Here is an 18,514-nt window from a genome sequence, read left to right as displayed (position 1 = left end):
TTATTTGCACTGTGGCCGGACTGGCTGCAAGGAGTACACAATGAAGAACCTAAGTGATCAACAGTTGGACGAACTTCAAAAAGATCTCGACGCCATTCGCGATGAAGTACTGGCCGATCTGGGCGAACGCGATGCCAACCATATCCGCAGCATGGTGCGCCTGCACCGCAAACTGGAAGTCGCGGGCCGGGTGATGATGCCCTTTGGTTTCATTCCTCCGGTGTTTCTTGCGGCTACCGTGTCACTGGGTCTGGCCAAAATCCTCGAGAACATGGAAATAGGCCACAACGTGATGCACGGCCAATACGACTGGATGAACGACCCCAGCCTGAATTCTCAGACCTACGAGTGGGATACGGCCTGTTCCAGCGAATCCTGGCGCCGCACGCACAACTTCGAGCACCACACCTACACCAACGTGATCGGTAAAGACCGGGATTACGGTTACGCCGTTCTCAGATTGAGCGACGACGACCCCTGGAAGCCCCGCCACACCTTCCAGATTCTGAACTATGCGGCGTTAAGCATCCTGTTCCAGTGGGGCGTCGCCCTGCATGAATTAGAAGCGGAAAAGCTGAACCATGGGAAAAGCCACCTGAAAGAAAAGCGGCCTTTTCTAAAAGTCGCGGCCAAGAAAGCTGGCCGCCAAGCTTTTAAAGACTATGTGTTCTTCCCGGTCCTGACCCTGCCGGTTGCGCCAATCGTGCTCGCGGGCAATGCCTGTGCGAACCTGATCCGCAATCTGTGGTCGTCCACCGTAATCTTTTGTGGACACTTCACTCAGGATGCAGAAACGTTTACCGAGGAAGAAGCGGAAGGGGAAAGTAAAGGCCATTGGTATCTTCGACAGCTGACGGGATCGTCCAACTTTAGCGGCGGGAAATGGATGCACATCATGAGTGGCCACCTGAGCTTTCAGATTGAGCACCACGTATTTCCAGACCTACCGGCCCACCGATACCCGGAAATATCCGAAAAGGTCCAAAAGGTGTGCCGTAAGCACGGCATTCACTACAACACCGGCAGCTTCGGAAAGCAGTACAGCACCGTGTTAAAGCGCATCCTTCGATACTCGTTGCCGGATCGCTTTACTCACCGACCAGCTACCGCGTAATTGCAGCGGTCTGACGAAATGAGTGACCGCTCACATCCAGAGTGGTCACTCTGTTTCGACCTGCGGCCTTGGACGCATACAGCGCTTCGTCCGCCACAGCCACAACATCATCCGGCTCAACGATAATACCTGAACCAACCACAGCCACACCGATACTTACGGTCACGGAAATCGGCTGACCTTCCCATTCAAACCATAGATCTGAGTCAATACCCCTGCGTATGTTCTGGGCAACCTGCTCGGCACCTGCCGCATCGGTGTAGGGCAATACAATGGCAAACTCTTCGCCACCGTATCGACACACGATGTCCGTTTCACGCCGAATAATATTGGTCAGTTTGTCCGCTAATTTGCTCAGGCAACTGTCGCCTGCCTGATGGCCCAAATTATCGTTAAACGCTTTGAAATGATCCACGTCCAGCATGATAAGTGCCAGCGATCCCTTACGACGGCATCGGATCACCTCTTCCCGCAAGTGCGTATCGAAGTATCGCCGATTGAAGATACCGGTTAACCCATCCGTTGAACTCAGCATCTCCAGCTGTCGATTAGCCGATTCCAAGGCCGCCGTTCGTTCTGCAACACGCGATTCGAGAGCGGTGTTCATTTCCCCCTGAATCCGTTGAGTTTCCTGTGCCATATGCCGCAAACGATCTGTCAGTGCTATCGACAGGAGAATCACCTCGAACGCCGAGCCTATCTGAATGGCATACTCAGTCACGAAATTTGTTGGCAAAACACCAAATGTCTTGAACAGATAGAGCAGCATACCCGCCAATAAAGCCGTCCAAGCCAGCATAAAGAAGCGCGCGGGCCTGAACTTCCGATACAGGCACAAACCACCGGCGAACATCACCAACATTGTCGCCAAAACGGCGACGAAACTATTAAAGCGGATAACCGGCGCGTAATTCGAAGAAATAATCGGCGCTACAGCCGCCACAACAAAGACACCCATCATGGCCAGAAAAGCACGATTCAACCGCGGTGCATTCACTTTCAACGCCAAAAACGACCGGGAGAAACCCAGCACAAAGACCATGCCCGAGGCGATCAGAAAGGCTACAGAGCGATTATTCCACCAGGGAGACTCCGGCCACAGATGCTCAAAAGAAAGGCCATTCAAACTGAATTGAAGAACCGCATAGTTCAGGATGTAACCTGAATACCAGAGATAGTTGGTGTCGCGAATTGAAAGGAAAATCAGAAAGCTAAAGACCAGCATGGCCACCAGCAAGCCATAGAACAAACCCAGAACAAATCGCTCCTGATGATCGGCCTGACTGAAGCTGTCCAAACTCCAGAGCTTGGTCCGCATTTGAACCGCGCCACTGGTTTTCACGCGGAAATACAAATCGGCACTTTCACCTTGGCTCAGATTCAGGTCGAAGTTGATGTTGTGGTGACCCTTGGCGCGCCGGTGAAACGGTACTGAGTCGCCGGCGATCTGGCGTTCCATCGGCCCCGCTGCCCGGACAACAAACAACTCCATTTCATCAATAATCGGATACAACCCTTCGATCACCCACTGATCGTTCGGGCTGGAGACATTTTCCACACGAGTATGAAACCAATACGTCGAGTCGGTAAAACCAAAATTATAGGCTTTTTCCGGAATCTCTTTTGAACCAAGCTCCGGCCAGCGCCGTTTGATCTGATAAATATTCAGGTTGGAGCTAGGGTCTTCATAGAAAGCGAGATTTCGGGATATATCAATCTCGTCACTGGCCCTATCCAGTTCAACGGAAAAGATATCGGGAGCCCCTGCAGCCATGGCCTGCAACGAGCTTAAAGCCAGCATTGTGACTAACAGTAAACGAATCAAGCAGACCCCGAATAAATTTATGGTTCTATACACGCACCTAAATAGTAGCTGATTCCGGCTATATCAAGCGTAAGGAATGGCGTTTGTTCGTAACGGTGTGTATCGCCCCGCTACACACCCTGCAACAAGCGAAGCAATTCGGGGGGGATGCACATCCGGAGCGTCGGGCGGACTGAAAACTAAAGATTCTGGTTGTCAGACCAATCATGCCTTTAATCCATACGAAGGTCCGTTAGCTTGCATAATGGGAAAAGGGGGTATCAACAACACCCTGTGCTTTGAGATACTGAGTCATTACGCTTGTGCCCATGCACACATAGGATCCATGACATGCCGCAATCCGAGCTAGTAGACCGCTTCGGCCGCACAGTGAATTATGTTCGTCTCTCGGTGACAGATCGCTGTGATTTCCGCTGCGTGTACTGTATGGCTGAGGAGATGACGTTTCTTCCGCGGGAAAAAATCATGTCGCTTGAAGAGATTACTCAGGTGGCTCGCAATTTTGTCTCGCTGGGCACGCAGAAGATTCGTCTGACCGGCGGGGAACCATTGGTCCGGAAGGGTGTTGTTGATCTGGTTCGGGAAATCGGCAGTTTCGGTTTGCGTGACTTTGCCATGACGACCAATGGAAGCCAGTTACCTGCGCTGGCCGAGGATTTGCGAAAAGGCGGTCTGGACCGGCTCAATGTCAGCCTGGATTCGTTGGATACGGAGAAATTCAAGAACATCACCCGTACCGGCAAACTGAGTCAGGTTCTGGATGGCATTGATGCTGCCCAACAGGCGGGGTTCAAGAACATTAAGCTCAATACGGTGGTGATGAAAGGCCGTAATGAGGAGGAAATCCCGGATCTGGTTGAGTTTGCTCGTGCCAAAGGTCTGGATATTACATTCATTGAGGAGATGCCACTCGGGGAGATCTCGGAGCATGACCGGGGGTTGGCGTTGTGTACGAGCGAGGAGGTTCGGGCAATCATTGCTCGGCATCATGATCTCGAGCTGACCGATGATGATTCTGGTGGGCCGTCCCGTTATTACCGGATGCGGGACAGTTCTACCCGGGTTGGATTTATCTCACCACATTCTCATAATTTTTGTTCGACCTGTAATCGGGTTCGGGTAACGGTGGAGGGGCGCCTGTTGTTGTGTCTCGGCAATGAGCACTCTATGGATTTGTTGCCGTTGTTGCGGGAGCATCCGGGGGATGATGAGCGGCTTCGGGAAGCAATTATTGCGGCGATGGATTTAAAACCGGAACGGCACCACTTCTCCAGTGAGGGGGATGTGGAGATACTCCGGTTTATGAATATGACGGGGGGATAACCCCCTTCAGCCGCCTAGCCTTGCCATCGCCTGCACTTCCGACAGTGACAACAGATCCGATCGACTCAGCTCGCCAAGCGCCGTTTTACCCATCAGCGATAGGGTTAACTCGGTTTCCAGCCGGATGTTATCCAACAGGCTTTCCACAGCAGCCTGCCCACCTGCTGCCAAGGCATATCCCCAGGGCCTCCCCATCAGGCAACCGTCTGCTCCTAAGCACAAAGCCCGCACCAAATCCTGACCGGACTGAACGCCACCGTCCACAAATACCTGGCACTTTCCCGCCACCGTTTCCGCAATAGCGGGCAACACACTTAAAGACGCTGGCGCTCCGTCCAATTGGCGGCCCCCATGATTCGACACCACCACGGCGTCGGCCCCGACCTCAACCGCTGACAGAGCGTCATCAACCTCCATAATGCCTTTAATGATCAGTTTTCCTGGCCAATTCTGGCGTATCCAATCCAGGTCGCTCCAGGTCACCGAAGGATCAAACTGGCTCTCCACCCACGCCTTGAAGTCTTCCAGCTTGCGCCCGGACGGCACGGCACTGGCGAGATTGCCAAATGTCAGTGGTTTGCCCCCAATGGGAACATCCGCCAACCAACGTGGATGACCCAGCAAATCCAGTGCCTTGCGTATCTTTGCTGAGAACGACAGATTTCCGTTCATGCCGTTACGTACATCACGGTAGCGCAGCCCTAAGCGTGCAAGATCGACCGTGAACACCAAGGTCTTGAACCCCGCTTGCCAGGCCCTTTGCAACAATTCCGCCGAGAACCCTCGGTCTTTCAGGACATAGAGCTGAAACCACAGGTCTGCGTTCGGGACGTCCTTCGCCACTTCCTCGACCGAGCAGATGCCCACGGTGCTCAAACAAAACGGAACGCCTGCGCGAGCACCGGCACCGGCCGCCTGCACCTCCCCTCGCTTAGCCAACATCCCCGCCAGCCCCATGGGTGCCATAACCAATGGCAGAGAGGCTGGCGCGCCCAGCAACGTCGTAGACGTATCAACCTGAGCCACATCTTGCATCACCCGCTGGCGAAAGCTCCACTGAGTAAAGGCCTGGCGATTCTCCGCAAGGGTATGTTCAGAAAAGGCACCGCCATCCAGATAGTCGAACAACATGCGAGGTAACTTTCGTTTGGCGAGTATGCGGTAATCAGAGACAGATGCAGGGGCAAGCATAGGCGACACTCATGTTACGGAGCTTTTAGCTCACTGTTTTTATTAGAAGTCAGCGCTATGCACTTTACGACAATCCGGAAACACCTTCCACGCCGAACGCGTATAAGCTCGGCGCCGGAAATACAGACCGGCCTGTCCGGACTAGGGCTTGTGTCAGGGTTTCTGATAGATTCGCTAGCTAGCCTTGCCTCAACCCAAGCTCACACATTGAGACATGACCTTGGTCATGACTTTCTTGGAAGGACTGACCGTAATGACTTTGGCCGTAAAGCTTTGCCTATCCGCCGCTTTTCTCTTCTTTATGACCGGGCTGATTACCGGCATCTGGAAGTATTGGTGCATAGCCACCAGCCCCAAGGCGGCCGCCCCCAGGTACGTTGACATCGCGCACCGAAGCTCACTCATGTATAGCTTCGCCGCCATGCTATTGGGCTGGTTTGCCGGCTATAGTGTGTACGCGGACTGGCTGAATACCTTAGCTGCTGCGGGCGCATTGGGCTTCTTTGCCCTGGCGATTGGCACCTACATCATTCACGGCATTCTTCGGGACACCAGCAACCAACTGCGTAAGCCCCATAAATTGGGCCAGTCAAACCTGCCCGGCTGGCTGATACATGGTTTCATGATCGCTTTGGTTGTTGCGGAAGTGGCCGGATCTTTCGTGTTGGGCTCCGGTGCCTTGCTCGGGGTCTGGCAATAATGCCAGACCCTCACCAAACAAAAAGACCCGTCAGCTTCTAACCTGTTCCATTCCCCCAGCCCCTACCAGCGACCCATCACGCATACGAAAAGGTACGTACACGATACGTATTAAGACTAAAGATCATCGACACTTCGGTGACCCCACCCGGAAATAGAAGTAAGATTACCCCCACAAAATCAAAGGTTTTTGCGCAAACTCTCACCACGCTACCGCCTGACCTTTCTAGTTACCGCGCCACTCACCTTTACTGCAGGCCAACCGGGTTAATGTTCCATAAACGTTACGTTGAAAAAACGATCCGGAGATTCGACAAACTCCCTTTGGCCGCTCGGGCTTTTCTGACCTTTACACCGTTGTTTATTGCGGTGGCCTGGATGTCTCTGGCCAATGGCCTGACACTGTTCCAGACTGCACAGGATCTTGAACTACTCGAAAAAGACACCCAGCGCGCCGTTGACGCAGGGTTTCTGGTTGGCGCGCTTCAGAATGAACGAGCCGCAAGCAGTATCTACGTCGAAAGCCGCGGACAACTCCACTCGCAGAAGCTCCAAGACGCACGAAAAAACACAAACCGGAAACTGGCAATACTAAAAACAGCGCTGACCGACACCGCAAAGGGAACGTCAGCATCCAACTTTGAGCAGAACCTCAAGCGGCGAGTAAAAGCACTGACACGCTTGCAACATTATAGGCAACGTGTCGATTCGCTCAGTGCTCCCAGTGCAGAGGCACGCAACTATTTCACCCTTCACGTCGACGGGTTCAATGAACTGATTAGCAGCCTCTCCGAGCAAACCAGCCTCAATCATATCGGCCGTAAACTCAGAGCTTATTTCCTGCTTAACAGATTGAAAGAGCTTGTGGGACGGGAGCGCGTCATTATTTCCGGAGCCTTAATCAATCAACGGCTCACGGAAAGCCAGCTATACGAGCTTACGTTCAACGCAGGTCGCCAATTCAGTGCCCGTATGATGCTTGATATTCAAACCGAGTCCCGGAATGGCCTTCAAGCGCCCCCGATTATCCCAGAAGGTATACGGTTCAGTGATCAACTGATGAAATCACCGAACCTAGCTCCGCTATTACAAAGCATGTCACTGCAGGAGTGGATCACGCTTCAAGACCAGCATATCGCACAACTCAGCACGATTGAGACCGCTCTGGCTCAAGATATACTGCATGAAACATCAACCATGCGCTCTCAAGCCCAGCAACATTTATGGCGCTACATTATCTTCTCACCCTTAATACTGCTAGGCAGTCTGGGCTTCGCCTATCTGGTGCTCAGGCACATCAAAACACAGCTCCAACTCGCTGAAGCGGTCTTTGAGCACAGCCATGATCGAGTTACGATCGCCGACCAGAACGGGAATATTGTTGAAGTTAACAAGGCGTTCACCGAGATTACCGGCTACTCACGGAGCGAGGTGTTAGGCAAAAATTCCCGTATTTTACAATCTGGCAGGCAAGACAAAGCCTTCTACAAACAGCTATGGGAACAGCTCATACGCACCGGTAGCTGGCAAGGCGAAGTCTGGAATCGTCGAAAAAACGGAGAGTTTTACGCCGAACTGACCACCATCAGCGCGGTAAAAAACCGCAAAGGCACCACCAACTACTATGTTTCAGTGTCCTCCGAGATCACCGAGAGAGCCCGGCAGCACCAAGAACAACTGGAATTCAGCGCCTATCACGACCCGCTGACCAAGTTACCGAACGAGGCCCTGATCCGCGACCGACTGGTGCACGCTCTGAGCACCTCGGCCCACAGAGGTAAGGGGGTCGTTGTGGCCGCTCTGGACATCGACCACTTCAGAGAGATCAACGACCGTCATGGTCATGCCGTTGGCGACCAGCTGCTCGAGATTGTGGGCAAACGCTTGCTTGCCAGCTTGCGTGATGTCGACTCACTCGCTCGCACCGGTGGCGATGAGTTCCTCATGGTTCTGGAATCGATCAACGATACAACGTTGGTGAATCATATTCTGGAACGAGTCCAGAGTGAACTCGCCCAACCCATCTGTCTCGACGGCCAAACTATATCAGTGAGAACCAGTATCGGTGCCAGCTACTTTCCCGAAGACAGGTCTGATGGTGATGCACTCATCCGCCACGCGACACAAGCTCTGCATGAGGCCAAACGAAACGGTAGAGGCCGCCTAATCTGGTTTGATTCGGAAAAAGAGCGCAGCCAGAGCGCTCTGTCACTGTTATTGAAACAAGTGGAGAACGCTCTCACCCACAACGAATTCCGCCTGCATTTTCAACCGAAGGTCAACATGGTGACCGGCGACGTGATCGGTTTCGAAGCCTTGTTACGATGGCAAGCCCCTCACCGAGGGTTAGTGCCACCCGGACAGTTCCTACCTCAAATCGAGCAACACCCCATATCTATCAACGTGGGGAACTGGGTCATTCGGTCTGCCATTGCTCAGATTGAACACTGGAAAGCGGAAGGTATTCAAACGTCCGTGAGCGTCAACATTAACTCACTGCAGTTGCTGGCCCCGAATTTCGTACAGCAACTGGAAGAGCAGATTCAAAACCATCCCGAATTTGACGCCAGAAGCCTGGAACTCGAGATTCTCGAAAGCACAGCCATTAACGACATAAAACTGGCTGGTGACGTTCTTGAGAAATGCCGGAGACTGGGCATTCATGCGTCTCTGGATGATTTCGGAACGGGGTACGCATCACTGGATTATCTGAAACGCCTTCCGGCCGAAACGCTGAAAATCGATCAGGGGTTTGTTCAGGACATGCAGTCCGACACGGGCAACAAGGCGATTGTAAAAGGTATTATCGGGTTGGCTGACGCATTTGGTTTCAAGGTGATCGCAGAAGGCGTGGAAACCGAAGAGCAAGGAAAGGAACTGATTGCACTCGGCTGCAGCGCCGGGCAAGGGTTCGGGATTGGCCGCCCCATGCCTGCCGAAGAGGTTCCCCGATGGCTGGCAAACTGGCGGCCCACAGACATCTGGCACGACAGCTAACGGGGCTCGCCAACACCAACAGCCCCGAAGGGCTGCTGGCAACACGACCTGATACGGGTCAGATCAAATCTTCATCCGACTTGCGGCAGGCGCGCGCATCACGCACCACCGCGCCACAGATAACCGCCAGCACCCCCAACGTAAGGGCCGGCCACACCAGAATATACGCGCCATAAACCAATTCGTTTGTCATTTTGCACCCTCCGGGATCATATCAACAGCTTCGTCTGCTTCTACATCGTCGTAGGAGCCAACCCGTTTTTCGATCAAATCAAAGTCAAAACGCTCTTCCTTACTGAGCAATGTCATTACCGTGCAGACCAAGGCACTGGCTCCGTATGCAGTCAACGATGCCACCAGAACCATGTAATCACGCAGGAATCCGGTCGCAAACACCAGCATCACGATCAATGTAACAACGCCAGCAACCAATCCCGCGGCACGGCCAAAGAAGCCGAACACCATCATGCCGATCACCACAGCGCCACCCGCTGACGCAAGAATTTCAAACAACAGCACCGTCAGGCCTGTCATTTCCACCAGCTCGAAGCGGGCAATGCAGAAGAAGGCCATCGCCACCACAACCGACCAGGTGAAAGCCGCGTTCGTCACTCGGTCCCAATAGCAGCTGACGATAACCGGGAATACAATCGCGCCCCACAGGGCACCAACAAACACCAGCATGACCAGAATATCCAACGAGAAGCTGGCGAAGATCAGGCCTGCCACAGTGGCCACAATCATGGTGATCCGACCGATCATCATCATGACCTTCGGGTTGGGGTTATCGCCGGCAATATTTTTACCGTAGACGTCCGCCATCATGATGGTGGACAGCGCAGACAGATCGGAGTCCGCCGTTGAGGACAGAGAGCCGATCACCAGCACGAAGAACAACGCCACAAAGAACGGCGACAGATAGGTGGAAACCATCTGCGGAATCAGGTTATTCATTTCGCCATTAATCGGTTCTACACCCACAGACAGCGCCATCAAGCCGATCATACCCAGCCCGATCACGATCGCGCCGTAGCCAAGCGTGGCAGTTACGAAGGTGGATTTGATGTTCTTTTCGCGAACCGCAAACAAGCGTTGGGAAATGGTCTGGTTACCGATGGCATAGGCCAGTACCGCCACAAAGAACGGAGCGCCCTGATTCATAATCGCATCGACTGAGAACAAGCTGGCCTGTTCATCGGTCATGCGGCTCAGGCCTTCCACCATCACACTCGGACCACCGGCAGAGAACAGTACAGCCGGGATGATCACCACGGCGATGGCCATCAACGCTACCAACTGGGCGAAATCGGTAAAGACCGATGCACGGAAGCCTGAGGTCAAGGTGTAGGACAACACCCCCACGCCAGCCACCAGCACGCCGGTTTCAAACGACAAAGGCGACAACACAGACACCAATGCGCCGGCGGCGGTGAAGTTCACCATCAAACTGATAACGCTGCCCAACACGTTGGAGCCGGCCAGAATCAGCTGACTGGATGCGCCGTGGCGTGCGTGGATCAACTCCCCAAGAGTATGACCGTTCGGGGCTAACTCGCGGAACCGGCGTCCGAACGGATAGATGAACAGAATCATCAACGCGCCCCAGAAACCGTAGTGAATAGGCCCGGAAACCCCGTAGGTGTAACCGGAAGTCGCGGCAGCGTAGAAAGACGCGGCCCAAATCCAGGTGGCGGTCATACTGGCCGCGCCCATTCCGAAACCAACCTGGTGACCTGCCACCATAAAGCCGGAAGTATCTTCCTTGTCTTTGCGGATCAGCAAAGTCAGCAAGTAAGTACCGCCATAGAAGGCAGCAAGCAGCAACAGCACGGTCACTGTGGAAAACTGGGTAAATCCGTTCTCGTTCAAGACTCAACCTCTTTTCGAAGAAACAAATATCCGCTGTCTGCCCGAATGATTAATTTCGGTCGCCAAGGATCGAGCAGGGAGCTGTCATTTCCGCTCAAGCGGGGGGGATATTGCCTGGGGCAACAGGAAGCAGGCTAGGAGGCCCGGTAGCTAAACGTAGCTAGGGAATATTAAGGCGAGGCAAAAGCTCGGAAAATTCTTTAGATGTCATGGTATTTTCAATCCTTTTAACCAGAAGCTAAACAGACTGACGCCCATTTTCGATATCAGAGAGCGCTCTGAGTAACAGAACAGACGCCTTCAATGCATTGAGTTTCAGGTTAATTACATAGCAGCCCAGACGTGAGGCCAAAAAACGATACGCATTTAGCGGCACATTGTCTAGTCTATAGAGGGCAGAATATTAGTGTACGACACAACTACTAACTCACACTCTTTCCAGGCTCGGTGTCGGGCACAACGCAAACAGGGACACCCGAAGGCAGCCCTGCTTGCTCATTAACATCATCATTATCGTTTTCAGATAATTCTGGAGAAACGCTGGCTGGCGCCCTCTTTTCGGTACAGATCGAAGATCTGGCAAATGGCACGAATTAACAATCTTCCTGCGGGCTGAACCTGAAGAACCGAGCCCGAATCTGCAATCAGTTCGTCCTGAATCATCGGTTTCAAACGCGCCAATTCATCCGCAAAGTAACGGTCAAAGTCCTCACTCCAATGATCCGAAAACTGCTTACGATCCAATCGGAACTGGCAAATCAACTGGCCGATTACCCAGCGCCGGATACGGTCATCCCGGCTTAGCCCCACACCACGAACAATGGCCAACTGCCCGGCATCAATCGAAGCTTCCCAGGAAGGTAAATCGTGGTTGTTCTGAAAATACGCATCATCGGTTTGACCAATGGCCGACACACCCAGCGAGACCAAATCACAATCCGCGTGAGTGGTGTAGCCCTGGAAGTTCCGATGCAGACGGCCCGCGCCCTGGGCGACCGCCAAGCTGTCATCGGGCTTGGCGAAGTGGTCCATCCCAATGTATTCGTAACCCGCTTCCAGCAAGCGATTGATGGTGTTGTGAAGGATCGTCAGCTTCTGCTGAGGAGTTGGCAGAGTGTCCGTCAGGATTCGGGTTTGCGGATAGAAGCGATCCGGCAGGTGTGCGTAACTAAACACAGACAACCTATCGGGCGACATTTCAATCACGGACTCCAACGTCTCAGCAAAGCTCTCAGGGGTTTGGTGCGGCAAACCATAGATCAAATCAAGATTGATCGAGCGAAAACCAAGACGGCGCGCCTCATTCAGCACCCCTTCCGTCATATCCCGGGGCTGAATCCGGTTAACCGCTTTCTGCACGTCAGGATTCACATCCTGCACCCCCAAGCTGATGCGGTTAAATCCCAGATCCCACAGGGTGGGCAGGGTATCTTCATCCACTTCGCGAGGATCAATTTCAACGCTGTAATCCCGATGCCCCCCGGACTGCAGATTAAACAGTTCAGCATAGCCTTCCATCAGATGCCGCATGACATCCTTGGGCAGAAACGTTGGCGTACCGCCTCCCCAGTGCAGCTGCTGCACCGGCCGGTCTGCACCAAACAGCTTTGACTGGATCGCCGCTTCTTTCAAAACCCGCTCAACATAGGGCATTGCCTTGTCGCGTTTTTTGCTGATCACCTTGTTACAGGCACAGTAGTAGCAAAGGTGAGCACAGAACGGCAGGTGGGTATACAAAGAAATAGGCCCGCCCGCGGCTTTACTTCGAGCGGCTGCTTCTGCCATGTCTTCAATGGAATATTCCTGAGCAAACTCCACCGCCGTAGGGTAAGAGGTATATCGCGGACCACTGAGGTCATAACGGCGAATCAGGGCCTCGTCCCAGATAAAAGCGGGCAGGTTACTGTCGACAGAACTATTGGGAGCCATAGGGGTAACTCTAGCGTCAGGTAAAGCGGTAAACCGGAAGAGAAGATTATGCCTGACCGGGCCGCCGTATATATTGACGCGGATCAGTGATGCATATCACTCCGCCCTCTGAACCAAACTTGTGCTCATGGCGTAGTGTGTCTACCTCTTAAGAATACTCTTTACCGGAGAACTCTATGGCCAACCTCATTCTGATTCTGGGTGATCAGCTCAGCCCTACCCTCTCGGCGCTTGAAGGAGCAGACCGGGAAAGCGATCTGATTGTGATGGCCGAGGTTCATGATGAAGCCAGCTATACCAATCATCACAAGAAAAAGCTGGTGTTTCTATTCAGTGCCATGAGGCACTTCGCCCAAGAACTGGAACAGCAAGGTTGGCGGGTTCAATATCAACCTTATCACCCGGATAATCCGGCGCAATCGCTTGAACAGTTCATCCGCGCTGCGGTTCAAGAGCATTCACCGAAACGCCTGATCACGACCGAATGCGGTGAATGGCGACTGCATGCCCAGATCCGTCAGTGGCACAAAATCTTGGGTGTCCACGTCGAGATCCGCCCAGACACCCGGTTCATCTGCAGCATCCATGAATTCGCCCGATGGGCGGAGGGCAAGAAGCAGCTGCGCATGGAGTTCTTTTACCGGGAAATGCGTAAAAAAACCGGCCTGTTGATGACACCGGACGGTCAACCTGAGGGAGGAAACTGGAACTACGATGCCGACAACCGAAAAAAGTGGAGCGGCAAGCCGCCCGCCCCCAGCCCGTTTCGAGTCGAGCCCGACGACATCACTCGAGCGGTCATCAAGCTGGTGGATGAGCAGTTTTCAGAACACTTTGGTACCACAGACGACTTTCACTTTGCCGTCACGGCAGAGCAAGCCCAGCAGGCACTGGCACACTTCATCGACTTCGCGTTGCCCTGCTTTGGCGATTATCAAGACGCCATGTCTGACAGCGAAGACTGGCTGTTCCACGCCATTCTATCGCCATACCTTAACGCCGGATTACTCGAACCCATAGACGTCTGCGAGGCCACAGTCCATTCCTGGCACTCGGGCCAGGCTCCCTTAAACGCCGTCGAAGGTTTTGTGCGCCAGATCCTCGGCTGGCGAGAGTTTGTACGTGGCATCTACTGGCGGTTAATGCCCGACTACGCTCAGGAGAACCGTTTAGGCAATACTCGAAAACTGCCCTGGTTTTACTGGACCGGTGACACCAGAATGCGCTGCATGCACAAGGCGATCGACGCCACTTACCGGAACGCCTATGCCCATCACATTCAGCGCTTAATGGTCACCGGCAACTTCGCCCTGCTGGTCGGAGTGAATCCGGAAGAGATCTGCGACTGGTATCTGGCCGTCTACGCCGACGCCTATGACTGGGTTGAGCTGCCGAATGTATTAGGCATGGTGATGCACGCCGATGGCGGTTATTTGGGCTCCAAACCCTACGCAGCCAGCGGTAAATACATCCAGCGCATGTCCGATCACTGCGCCAACTGCCACTACAACGTCAACAAGGCAACGGAAGGGGATGCCTGTCCCTTCAATGCCCTTTACTGGCACTTCATCGATCGGCACCGGGACGATTTTGCCAGCAATCACCGCATGGGCATGATGTATCGGAACTGGGACAAACAGAATCCGGAACGCCGCGACGCGCTGCTACAGCGGGCCAACTGGTTGCTGGAACACCTTGAGGAGCTTTAACGGTGATTTACCTGACGCATAAAGTGCGTAACAGTGCAGACCTGAAGCTGAGCGAGGTATAACATGAAAATCGGAGCCCTTTCCCAACAAGCCGATGTGCCCGTCGAAAACATTCGTTACTACGAAAAGATCGAACTGATGCCCCGCCCCGAACGCGGGAAAAACGGATACCGAAGTTACCGGAAAGCACATCTGGAACGCCTGCAAGAGTTGGCCAGCCTGGAACAAACCCTAGTAAGTCTTCAGCGTGCGTGTTCATCAACCGGCAGCATCAGCGACTAAGGCATTCTTGACGGGCTCAATACCGAGCTTGGCAAAGCCGCTGAAACCGAGTTCCACAACCACGTACCCGGAACACATGGCAACGCCGGCGGCGTATAAACCCGCCCGACCGCATACGGCTTGAACCGTTCACTATGGGCAGCATCGGTGTTCTCGCGCTGGCGGCCAACGTTTGTGTTGCCGTGGTACTGTTCAAGTTTCGGGAAGGCGATTCCGACATGCGTTCGGTGTGGCTCTGCAGCCGTAACGACGCCATCAGCAACATCGCGGTTATGGGGGCGGCGTTGGGCGTTTTCGGCACCGGCAGCGCATGGCCGGATCTTGCTGTGGCAGCGATCATGGGCACGCTTGCCATCACCGCCGGTGTGAGTGTCGTGCGCCATGCCCGAAAAGATATTGCCGAGGCGCGTGCTGAAAACACAAACCAGGAAACGGCCGCATCGCCGTCACACAGCCACTAGAGCACCAGCGACACCATCACCGGAATAAAGACAAGCGCAAACAACGTGCTGAGAAGCGTGGTACCTGCCGCCTGCTGGGGCGATGCGTCCAGCAGCGTGGCAATCACCACCGTATTGGCTGCGATCGGAGTAATGGAAATCAGAAAAATCGCCTGATGTACGGCTTGGTCGTAGATGCCCAGTACACTGGCATCGAGCCACCAGAACGCCAACGCTAGCACCGGCCAAGACACAAACTTTCCGAAAAATGCCACCCCGGTGAACACCGGGTTTCCAGCCAATCCCCTGAAACTCAGAATACCCATCCCGATAATCATCATGCCTAAAATGCTGTAGGCACCGCGCAAGTTGTCAAACAGCGGCACGAAAGGATCGGGTATACCAATGCCGGAGAGGTTCAACCCGACCGCCACCAGGAAGGCGTACACAGAAGGCAGCCTCGCGACTCGAATCAAAGCATCGCGAATACTGTATTTGCCCCGAGCCGCCAGATAGAAACCGACCGAATTTTCAAACAGGGTGGTGCCCAGCATGCAGACGATATACAGCGCCAAACCTTGTTCACCGAACAACAACAACGCCACCGGGATACCGAAATAGCCGGTATTGCCGGTCCCCACGGTCAGTGGAATCACCGACGCACTGCCATCCGTCAGTAACTTCCGCCCCAGCGCCATATGAATTAAAGCCAGAATCGTACAGAAGCCAAACACCAGAAATGGCAACAGAATGACTTCAGTGGATAAGGGTGCCGCCATCACGCCGGAAAACACCACCGAGGGTGTCACGATATAGAGCATCATGCCCGCAATGTGCTTTCCGCTAACGTCCAGATAGCGGCCTGCCACCCAGCCAAGGGCCACCGTCACATATAAAGGTAGAAGCTTTACAAACAATGCCAAAGCGGCCGTCATGGCGTCTCCAAAGTTATTTCCGGCAAACACAGTAAACGAGGCAGTCTACCACCAGGCCAGCATGAGTTAACTTTCCAGGTGCAGACTTATTCATTTCACCACAAACCCTTAACTATTTAAGTCATTTGAGATCTTTGTTTTTCAGCAGGATAATGAGCGCAGGCCTACGCAGAAAGGGTGAGATTATGAACAGTCGTTTCAGCCCCCCACTGGCATCCGCTCCCTGCCTTTTGGGCGAAGATAATTCAGAGATTATTTACCAAGAAGCCGCCCCTACCGAAGTGGCCTTGATGAACAGCCTTAGCCGTGTTTTTGGCATCTGCCTGAACGAAAAACAGGAAACCAACGAGGCGCTTTTCCTGAACGATATCGCCCGCCTGTTTCATCTGCGTCGCTTTGATGCCGAAACGCCCCTGGAAAAGCACGACAGCCCTTGGTCGAACGTGTATCTGATCCAGTACGGAATTTTGCGTTTATTCCGCGAATCCTCAACCGGCAAAGTCGCGGTCCATCACTTTTTCACCGAAGGTGACTTGGTTTGGCCAGTGTTTGGCCGCACCAGAACAATTCGTAACACCCTGTGCCTGACCAGCGTTGTGCCAGCCACACTGTGGGTGGCTGACTTCGCGGCGTTTCGCTCGGCCATTCAAGGTCACGGTGACGGCCTCTGGGCAAAATTTGCGCTTATGCTGACCGAAGAGCTTGCAGAACTAACCAGCATGCGGGAATTTCGCAAGCAAACCATGCCCGCCAAAGAGCGATACGAGCTGTTGCTTGACGAATATCCGGAGCTGATGAAGCGTGTACCAGATAACCAACTGGCCGCCTGGCTTGGCGTAGTCCCGGCAACGTTCTCCCGCCTGAAAACAGGCAACACCAACCGCTGAGAACGATTGGAATCGGTGAAACCATTACCCGTTGTCTTTTTTCTCGCCACTGTCACAGGATGTTAATGGAAAATTTGTGCGTACACCTGTACGCTGAAACGCATTCTCTCTTAAGCGGATTCAGGCATTGCAGATGACACACGAAATGAAGCTCTCGGAAACAACCACAAAAACAGCTCACGACCGCATCGAAGAATGGATCAACAGCGCCACACACGGGCTGGGCGCCGTTCTGAGTGTTATCGGCACCACTGCGCTGATTGCCGGCGCCAGTCAGATGGGCGATATCTGGAAAATCGTCAGTTTCAGTGTATTTGGCCTGTCGCTGATTCTGCTCTATATGGCCTCAGCCCTTTATCACGGTGCCCGCAGCCCGCAATTAAAATCCCTCTTTAAAACCCTGGATCACTGCGCCATCTTCCTGCTGATCGCCGGCACCTACACTCCGTTTCTACTGGTCAACATGCGAGGCACCACCGGCTGGATACTGTTCGCCATCATCTGGTCGTTGGCCTTAACCGGCGTGGTATTAAAAGTGATTTTCAAGAATCGCTTCAAATTGGCCCGGGTCGGCATCTACGTGGCCATGGGCTGGCTCATTACTTTTGCGTCAGCAGATCTGGCCGCCAGCATGAGTGAAACCGCCCTATACCTCACCGTTGCGGGCGGTATCGTTTATACCGCTGGCGTGGTGTTTTACCTGGCAGACCGCATCCCTTACATGCACGCTATTTGGCACCTGTTTGTAATCGGCGGCAGCGCCTGCCACTTCGGCGCCATCTATGTTGGCGTCCTTCCACACACCGTCTAAAGAGCTTGACGCTAATGGCCAAATGGCTGGTTAAAACAGAACCTTCTGAATGCAGCATTGATGATTTTGCGAAGCAACCGGGCACCCCCATTCCCTGGGATGGCGTTCGGAACTACCAGGCTCGCAATTTCCTGCGGCAGATGGCCGCAGGCGACCAGGTGTTTATCTATCACTCCAGCTGCAAGCACATTGGCATTGCTGGCATCGTTCGGGTTACCCAAAGTGCCTACCCTGACCCGGCGCAGTTTGATCCAGAATCGCCCTACCACGACCCCAAAAGCACGCCAGAGCAGCCCCGCTGGCAAGCCGTCGATATGCAGTTCGTGGAAAAACTACCGGCACTGATCTCCCTCGATCGCCTGAAGAATCGGGAGGGTCTGGACCAGCTGCCACTGGTTCGAAAAGGCAGCCGACTTTCCGTCATGCCCGTTAGCGCTGACGAATGGCGGCTCATTCTGGGCCACACCACTTAGAGCAAAGAACAACTCTCTCCGGCCACGATC

15 protein-coding genes and 1 pseudogene are annotated in these 18,514 nt (G+C 53.6%); 10 read left to right on the top strand and 6 right to left on the bottom strand.

Annotated features, from left to right (window positions below):
* Positions 1–40 precede the first annotated feature (40 nt).
* On the top strand, positions 41–1,114 hold the full coding sequence (locus VOI14_RS09390) for an acyl-CoA desaturase (RefSeq protein WP_323751787.1): 1,074 nt from the start codon (positions 41–43) through the stop codon (positions 1,112–1,114).
* On the opposite strand, the gene VOI14_RS09385 is transcribed toward VOI14_RS09390, so the two are convergent.
* Positions 1,104–2,939 (bottom strand): 7TM diverse intracellular signaling domain-containing protein, encoded by a 1,836-nt coding sequence (locus VOI14_RS09385; RefSeq protein WP_323751786.1) that lies wholly within the window; start codon positions 2,937–2,939, stop codon positions 1,104–1,106. The genes VOI14_RS09390 and VOI14_RS09385 overlap by 11 nt on opposite strands.
* A gap of 330 nt (positions 2,940–3,269) precedes the next feature.
* Here VOI14_RS09385 and moaA point away from each other — a divergent pair, with 330 nt between their 5' ends.
* Positions 3,270–4,262: a GTP 3',8-cyclase MoaA gene (gene moaA / locus VOI14_RS09380; RefSeq protein ID WP_323751785.1), complete on the top strand. Its 993-nt coding sequence runs from the start codon at positions 3,270–3,272 to the stop codon at positions 4,260–4,262.
* 6 nt (positions 4,263–4,268) lie between these two features.
* Here the strand turns inward: moaA and VOI14_RS09375 are convergent, their stop codons facing one another.
* The gene (locus VOI14_RS09375) at positions 4,269–5,453 is read right to left on the bottom strand and encodes an L-lactate dehydrogenase (protein WP_323751784.1); all 1,185 of its coding nucleotides are present in this window, start codon (positions 5,451–5,453) and stop codon (positions 4,269–4,271) included.
* A 253-nt stretch (positions 5,454–5,706) separates the two neighbouring features.
* On the opposite strand from VOI14_RS09375, the gene VOI14_RS09370 reads away from it, so the two are divergent.
* Together VOI14_RS09370 and VOI14_RS09365 are read left to right on the top strand one after the other, a co-directional pair.
* Complete coding sequence (locus tag VOI14_RS09370) at positions 5,707–6,153, top strand: hypothetical protein (protein WP_323751783.1); 447 nt, start codon at positions 5,707–5,709, stop codon at positions 6,151–6,153.
* Between the two features lie 269 nt (positions 6,154–6,422).
* Positions 6,423–9,149 (top strand): EAL domain-containing protein, encoded by a 2,727-nt coding sequence (locus VOI14_RS09365; RefSeq protein ID WP_323751782.1) that lies wholly within the window; start codon positions 6,423–6,425, stop codon positions 9,147–9,149.
* Positions 9,150–9,207: 58 nt separating this feature from the next.
* On the opposite strand, the gene VOI14_RS09360 is transcribed toward VOI14_RS09365, so the two are convergent.
* The 3 genes from VOI14_RS09360 to hemN form a co-directional block, all read right to left on the bottom strand.
* Complete coding sequence (locus VOI14_RS09360; RefSeq protein ID WP_323751781.1) at positions 9,208–9,342, bottom strand: putative transporter small subunit; 135 nt, start codon at positions 9,340–9,342, stop codon at positions 9,208–9,210.
* Complete coding sequence (locus VOI14_RS09355; RefSeq protein WP_323751780.1) at positions 9,339–11,018, bottom strand: sodium:solute symporter family protein; 1,680 nt, start codon at positions 11,016–11,018, stop codon at positions 9,339–9,341. The genes VOI14_RS09360 and VOI14_RS09355 overlap by 4 nt, the downstream gene beginning before the upstream one ends.
* Positions 11,019–11,537: 519 nt before the next feature.
* Positions 11,538–12,947, bottom strand: a complete 1,410-nt coding sequence (hemN, locus tag VOI14_RS09350) for an oxygen-independent coproporphyrinogen III oxidase (protein ID WP_323751779.1) — start codon at positions 12,945–12,947, stop codon at positions 11,538–11,540.
* 176 nt (positions 12,948–13,123) lie between these two features.
* On the opposite strand from hemN, the gene VOI14_RS09345 reads away from it, so the two are divergent.
* From VOI14_RS09345 to VOI14_RS09335, 3 genes and pseudogenes are all read left to right on the top strand, one after another.
* Positions 13,124–14,656, top strand: coding sequence for a cryptochrome/photolyase family protein (locus tag VOI14_RS09345; protein ID WP_323751778.1), 1,533 nt, complete (start codon positions 13,124–13,126; stop codon positions 14,654–14,656).
* Between the two features lie 63 nt (positions 14,657–14,719).
* Positions 14,720–14,938, top strand: coding sequence for a MerR family transcriptional regulator (locus tag VOI14_RS09340; RefSeq protein ID WP_323751777.1), 219 nt, complete (start codon positions 14,720–14,722; stop codon positions 14,936–14,938).
* 122 nt (positions 14,939–15,060) lie between these two features.
* Positions 15,061–15,399: pseudogene (locus VOI14_RS09335) on the top strand (cation transporter); the annotation flags it as partial.
* Here the strand turns inward: VOI14_RS09335 and VOI14_RS09330 are convergent.
* Complete coding sequence (locus VOI14_RS09330; protein WP_323751776.1) at positions 15,396–16,313, bottom strand: AEC family transporter; 918 nt, start codon at positions 16,311–16,313, stop codon at positions 15,396–15,398. The pseudogene VOI14_RS09335 and the gene VOI14_RS09330 overlap by 4 nt on opposite strands.
* A 185-nt stretch (positions 16,314–16,498) precedes the next feature.
* On the opposite strand from VOI14_RS09330, the gene VOI14_RS09325 reads away from it, so the two are divergent.
* The 3 genes from VOI14_RS09325 to VOI14_RS09315 all read left to right on the top strand — a co-directional run bounded on the left by VOI14_RS09325 (position 16,499) and on the right by VOI14_RS09315 (position 18,484).
* Positions 16,499–17,200: a Crp/Fnr family transcriptional regulator gene (locus VOI14_RS09325; protein WP_323751775.1), complete on the top strand. Its 702-nt coding sequence runs from the start codon at positions 16,499–16,501 to the stop codon at positions 17,198–17,200.
* Between the two features lie 133 nt (positions 17,201–17,333).
* On the top strand, positions 17,334–18,011 hold the full coding sequence (gene trhA, locus VOI14_RS09320) for a PAQR family membrane homeostasis protein TrhA (RefSeq protein ID WP_323751774.1): 678 nt from the start codon (positions 17,334–17,336) through the stop codon (positions 18,009–18,011).
* A 14-nt stretch (positions 18,012–18,025) separates the two neighbouring features.
* Positions 18,026–18,484: an EVE domain-containing protein gene (locus tag VOI14_RS09315; protein ID WP_323751773.1), complete on the top strand. Its 459-nt coding sequence runs from the start codon at positions 18,026–18,028 to the stop codon at positions 18,482–18,484.
* The last annotated feature ends 30 nt before the right edge of the window (positions 18,485–18,514 follow it).

The organism is Marinobacter sp., assembly GCF_034669625.1.
Classification (GTDB): Bacteria; Pseudomonadota; Gammaproteobacteria; order Pseudomonadales; family Oleiphilaceae; genus Marinobacter.
This window is presented reverse-complemented; position numbering and strand designations above follow the sequence as displayed.

Excerpts from the sequence above, each read along its gene's own strand:
- VOI14_RS09375 (WP_323751784.1), bottom strand. The coding sequence starts at position 5,453 with ATGCTTGCCCCTGCATCTGTCTCTGATTACCGCATACTCGCCAAACGA.
- VOI14_RS09390 (WP_323751787.1), top strand. The coding sequence starts at position 41 with ATGAAGAACCTAAGTGATCAACAGTTGGACGAACTTCAAAAAGATCTC.
- VOI14_RS09365 (WP_323751782.1), top strand. The coding sequence starts at position 6,423 with ATGTTCCATAAACGTTACGTTGAAAAAACGATCCGGAGATTCGACAAA.
- trhA (WP_323751774.1), top strand. The coding sequence starts at position 17,334 with ATGACACACGAAATGAAGCTCTCGGAAACAACCACAAAAACAGCTCAC.
- hemN (WP_323751779.1), bottom strand. The coding sequence starts at position 12,947 with ATGGCTCCCAATAGTTCTGTCGACAGTAACCTGCCCGCTTTTATCTGG.
- moaA (WP_323751785.1), top strand. The coding sequence starts at position 3,270 with ATGCCGCAATCCGAGCTAGTAGACCGCTTCGGCCGCACAGTGAATTAT.
- VOI14_RS09360 (WP_323751781.1), bottom strand. The coding sequence starts at position 9,342 with ATGACAAACGAATTGGTTTATGGCGCGTATATTCTGGTGTGGCCGGCC.
- VOI14_RS09315 (WP_323751773.1), top strand. The coding sequence starts at position 18,026 with ATGGCCAAATGGCTGGTTAAAACAGAACCTTCTGAATGCAGCATTGAT.
- VOI14_RS09330 (WP_323751776.1), bottom strand. The coding sequence starts at position 16,313 with ATGACGGCCGCTTTGGCATTGTTTGTAAAGCTTCTACCTTTATATGTG.
- VOI14_RS09325 (WP_323751775.1), top strand. The coding sequence starts at position 16,499 with ATGAACAGTCGTTTCAGCCCCCCACTGGCATCCGCTCCCTGCCTTTTG.
- VOI14_RS09370 (WP_323751783.1), top strand. The coding sequence starts at position 5,707 with ATGACTTTGGCCGTAAAGCTTTGCCTATCCGCCGCTTTTCTCTTCTTT.
- VOI14_RS09345 (WP_323751778.1), top strand. The coding sequence starts at position 13,124 with ATGGCCAACCTCATTCTGATTCTGGGTGATCAGCTCAGCCCTACCCTC.
- VOI14_RS09340 (WP_323751777.1), top strand. The coding sequence starts at position 14,720 with ATGAAAATCGGAGCCCTTTCCCAACAAGCCGATGTGCCCGTCGAAAAC.